The organism is Bacillus sp. SIMBA_026 (genome assembly GCF_046535335.1).
Taxonomy (GTDB): domain Bacteria; phylum Bacillota; class Bacilli; order Bacillales; family Bacillaceae; genus Bacillus; species Bacillus velezensis.
Genome location: NZ_JAWRWX010000387.1, coordinates 1 through 247, shown reverse-complemented (window position 1 = coordinate 247; position 247 = coordinate 1). Strand labels below are relative to the sequence as shown.

The 247-nt window shown below is 74.5% G+C and carries 1 protein-coding gene; it reads left to right on the top strand.

Annotated features, from left to right (window positions below; all coding sequences use genetic code 11):
* On the top strand, positions 1 to 247 hold a 247-nt coding region (locus tag SB847_RS21920), incomplete at both ends, for a hypothetical protein (RefSeq protein WP_486304289.1).

The following is a 247-nucleotide window of genomic DNA, read 5'->3' as shown; positions in this document are numbered from 1 at the left end:
CCTCCCCAACCGGCGCTTCCGCTGGCGCGGCTGATCGGGCGCGATTCGCTGGTCGCCGAGGTCGGACGACAACTCGGCACTCATCGGCTGGTCACGCTGGTGGGGCCGGGCGGGGCAGGCAAGACCGCGGTGGCGATGCAGGTGGCCGCCTTGGCGGCGGGCAGAGGGGAGGAGGTGGTTCCCGTCGATCTGTCGCCGCTGCCGGACGGTGAACTGCTGGCCGCCGCCGTGGCCGGCCGGCTCGGAC